2 protein-coding genes are annotated in these 3843 nt (G+C 76.4%); one reads left to right on the top strand and one right to left on the bottom strand.

The annotated features are described in order from the left end of the window. The first annotated feature begins 346 nt into the window (after positions 1–346). Positions 347–2101 carry a lytic transglycosylase domain-containing protein gene (locus FRZ03_RS30835; RefSeq protein ID WP_146468376.1) on the top strand — a complete coding sequence of 585 codons (1755 nt, stop codon included), beginning with the start codon at positions 347–349 and terminating at the stop codon, positions 2099–2101. Between the two features lie 277 nt (positions 2102–2378). On the opposite strand, the gene FRZ03_RS30825 is transcribed toward FRZ03_RS30835, so the two are convergent. Continuing rightward, positions 2379–3843: ATP-dependent helicase C-terminal domain-containing protein (locus tag FRZ03_RS30825; RefSeq protein ID WP_315902677.1), on the bottom strand; the 1465-nt coding region annotated here is incomplete at its 5' end.

Here is a 3843-nt window from a genome sequence, read left to right as displayed (position 1 = left end):
ACCGCGATCCGCGCGACCCCGGCCGAAGCGCCGCCTGCTGAACGGCCGGTCCCTCCCGCGCCGATCGTGCGCCGTCCCACCGTCCCGTGTCACCGTTCCGGCGGACCGCCGGGCGCGTCATGACGACGACAGTTGGCCAACCGGTGAAAATCGGGCATGAACGGGTGCCCGTACAAAGCAAGTTGTCGTAGGGTCGCCTGCGGCGCCGTGCCTGGCGCACGGTCGCACGGCCAGCACCACGTGGAAGGCGGCACAGGGGCAACCGGAACACCGGGTCAACCGTCCCACCAGGGCGAGACACACAGACGGAAACGGACGCACGACGTCCGCGGGAGGGGTTCACTCTATGGCGGCGCATTTCGGCAGGCGGCTCCGCAAGGGGGCGGCGACCACGGCCGTGGCCGCGGCAGCGGTCGCGGCACTCTCCGCTTCCCAGGCTCCGGGAGTGACCGGCGACGACCACGGCAGACAGACGGCGGCCGGCGCCTCCGCCCCCGTGCCGGACCCCGCCGGGAGCGACGCCACGGGCAACTCGCCCTATTACACGGACCTGCCGCCCCTGAACAGCCCCAAGCCCAGCCCCTCGCCGACCACCGGCACCCCGGTCGTCCAGGGTGAGGCCGAGGCCGGCATACCGGCCACGGTCCTCGACGCGTACAAGAGGGCCGAGACCGAACTGCGCTCCTCCAAGCCCGGCTGCAACCTGCCCTGGCAACTCCTCGCCGCCATCGGCAAGGTGGAGTCCGGCCAGGCCCGCGGCGGCCAGGTCAGCGCCGACGGCACCACGCTGAGCCCGATCCTCGGCCCGGTGCTCGACGGCAACGGCTTCGCGCTCATCAAGGACACCGACCACGGCGAGTACGACGGCAACAGCCGGTACGACCAGGCCGTCGGGCCCATGCAGTTCATCCCGTCCACCTGGGCCTGGGCCGGCCGCGACGGCAACGGCGACGGCAGGAAGGACCCCAACAACATCTACGACGCCGCCCTCGCCGCCGGCCACTACCTGTGCCGCGGCGACCGGGACCTGTCCCGCGAGGCCGACCTGCACGCCGCGATCCTCGGCTACAACAACTCGCAGGACTACCTGAACACCGTCCTGTCGTGGATGGAGTACTACCGCAAGGGCACCTACCCCGTGCCCGACGGCACCGGCGGCCTGCCCAGCCACCGCAGCGACGACGGCACCCCGCACGGCACGACCCCGAAGCCCTCGAACCCGCACACGCCGGGGCAGCAGAACCCCAAGGGCCCCACCGCGCCGGCGAGTCCGTCACCCACGCCGGGCGACGGCCAGGACGGCAGCCCGAGCCCCAGGCCGCCCGCGACGCCCACCACACCGCCGGCCACACCGCCCACGGCCACCGACACCGTGGACCACCTGAAGGACACGGGCACCACCCGGCTCACCGCGATGGCCGGGCACGCCTTCACGGGGACGATCGGCGCCCGCGCCGAGACCAAGGCCGGCGCCCCGGTGGCCAAGGTCCGCATCCGGTTCACCATCACCGGGGACACCGACACCACCTTCACCGGCGGCGAGAACGTGGCCACGGTCGCCACCGACGCCCAGGGCGTGGCCAAGGCCCCGGCGCTCCGGGCGGGCGAGAAGACCGGCGACTTCAAGGTCACCGCCACCGTCGTGGGCCGCTCGCTGGGGGGCGTCGACTACCAGGCGACCGTCACCGAGCGCGCCGCCGACACCCTCACCTCCACCGCCACCGGCGACACCCCGCCCACCTGCGCCCCGGGCGGCGAGTTCGCCGACCGCATCCAGGTGAAGGCGACCTACAAGGGCGCCGTCGCGGACCAGGTCGCGGCCACCGCCACCCTGGTCACCTCCGCGACCGACGCCACCGAGAACGGCAAGGGCCCCTACTTCAAGGACGCCGCCGGCAAGGCCGTACGCACCCTCACCGGCCTGAAGACCGACGCCAAGGGCCTGTTGACGCTGCCCCAGCTCTACGCCGACGACACCACCGGCACCTTCCTGCTCCGCGTCACCACCCCCGGCGGCGGCACCCTCACCGTCCAGCTGAAGGTCGCCGCGGACGGCACTGCCACGGCGAGCCCGTCCCCGAGCCCGTCCGCCTCCTCCTGACCGGACCCGACCGGCACGGTGCCCTCCCCGCAACCGGCGGGGAGGGCACCGTCGTTCGTGCGCGCACCGCCGGTCCCGTCCCGCCCGGCCGTCGCCGCGGTGCCCGGACCCGACGAGCCATCAGGCCGTGTCCGGCGCCCGGCCATCGCGCGGACCCCGCGTCCCCGGGGCTTTCCGACCCTCGCCCCGCTCCTGCTCGCGCCCACCCTCCTCCTGGAGGCCCGCGCCCGGCGCGCCGCGGGCCCGGCGCCCACCGGGACGGCGGCCCCCGGCCCGGTCAGCGCCTGAGCCGCGCGTTGGTGTGCCGGGTGGGCGCGGCGCCCGCCGGGTCCTCCGGCCAGGGGTGCTTCGGATAACGACCGCGCAGCTCCGCCCGTACCCCCTTGTAGCCGTCCCGCCAGAACGACGCCAGGTCGGCCGTCACGGCGGCCGGCCGGCCCGCGGGGGAGAGCAGGTGCACCAGCAGCGGGACGCCCGCCACGGACGGCGTGTCCGCCAGCCCGAACATCTCCTGGAGCTTGACCGCGAGCACCGGCCGCTCCGGGTCCCGGTAGTCGATCCGGATCCTGGACCCGCTCGGCACGGTGATCCGCTCGGGCGCCAGCTCGTCCAGCCGGGCCGCCTCCCCGCCCGCCCAGGGCAGCAGCCGCGTCAGCGCCTGCCCGGCGTCGATCCGCGCCAGGTCCGCCCGGCGCCGGGCCCGGCCCAGCTCCGGCTCCAGCCACTGCGCCCAGCGTGCCGACAGCGCCTCGTCCGACACGTCCGGCCACGGCTCCCCGAGGCGGGCGCGCAGGAAGGCCAGCCGCTGCCGCAGCACCTGCGCGTCCGGCGTCCAGCGCAACAGGCCGAGCCCCTCCTGGCGCAGCCCGTCGAGCAGCGCCGCCCGCACCAGCTCCGGTGCCGCGTCCCGCAACGGCCGCACGGCCGACTCCACCGCCCCCAGCCGCTCGACCCGCCGCGCCACGACGTCCCCGTCGGCCCAGCGCACCTCGTCCCGCTCGGCCGACACCGCCCCGGCCGCGGCCCGCGCCACCTCCTCCGGCACGGCGGCCCCCAGCCGCACCCGGGCATGCCCCTTGCCGCCCGGCCGGTCGGCGACGGCCACCACGATCCACGGCGCGCCCCGCAACGCCGAACCCTCCGCCACCTCGGCCCGCGTCCCGGACACCATGAGGTACGACCCGCCGTCCCGCTTCGCGATCCGCTCGGGGAAGGCGAGCGCGGCGACCAGCCCGGCGAGCCGCTCGTCACCGGTGTCCGGCCCGGCGTCGAGGGCACCGTCCGCCCGGCCGGCGGACGGTGGGGCGGACTCCGCCGAGACGGCCCGCAGCCGCCGCACCTCCGCCGCCCAGCGCCCCGCGTAGGCGTCACCCCCGCGCCGCGCGCGCCGCAGCGCACCGGCGAGGTCGTCGCCGTACTCCCGCGGCACCTCCTCCGACAGCAGCGCGACCACCTCGGCGCCCGCGCCGCGGGTGTCGAGCAGGGCCCGCCCCAGCCGGGGGTGGACACCGAGGCGGGACAGCCGCACCCCCCGCTCGACGGCCCGGCCGGCGGAGTCCACCGCGCCCACCGCCGTCAGCGCCGAGCGCGCCGCCGCCATCGCACCGGCCGGCGGCGGATCCAGCAGCGCGAGTCCCGAGGCGTCCGGATCGCCCCAGCAGGCCGCCTGGAGGGCGAACGCGGTCAGATCGGCCACCTTGATCTCCGGCGCCGGGAACGCCGGCAGACGAACGTCCTCCGCC

Origin of the sequence: Streptomyces misionensis, from assembly GCF_007896895.1 — a bacterium.
In the GTDB taxonomy this organism is placed as follows: Bacteria; Actinomycetota; Actinomycetes; order Streptomycetales; family Streptomycetaceae; genus Streptomyces; species Streptomyces misionensis_A.
Note: the sequence above shows the minus strand (reverse complement) of the source record. Positions and strands in the feature narration are given on the sequence as shown.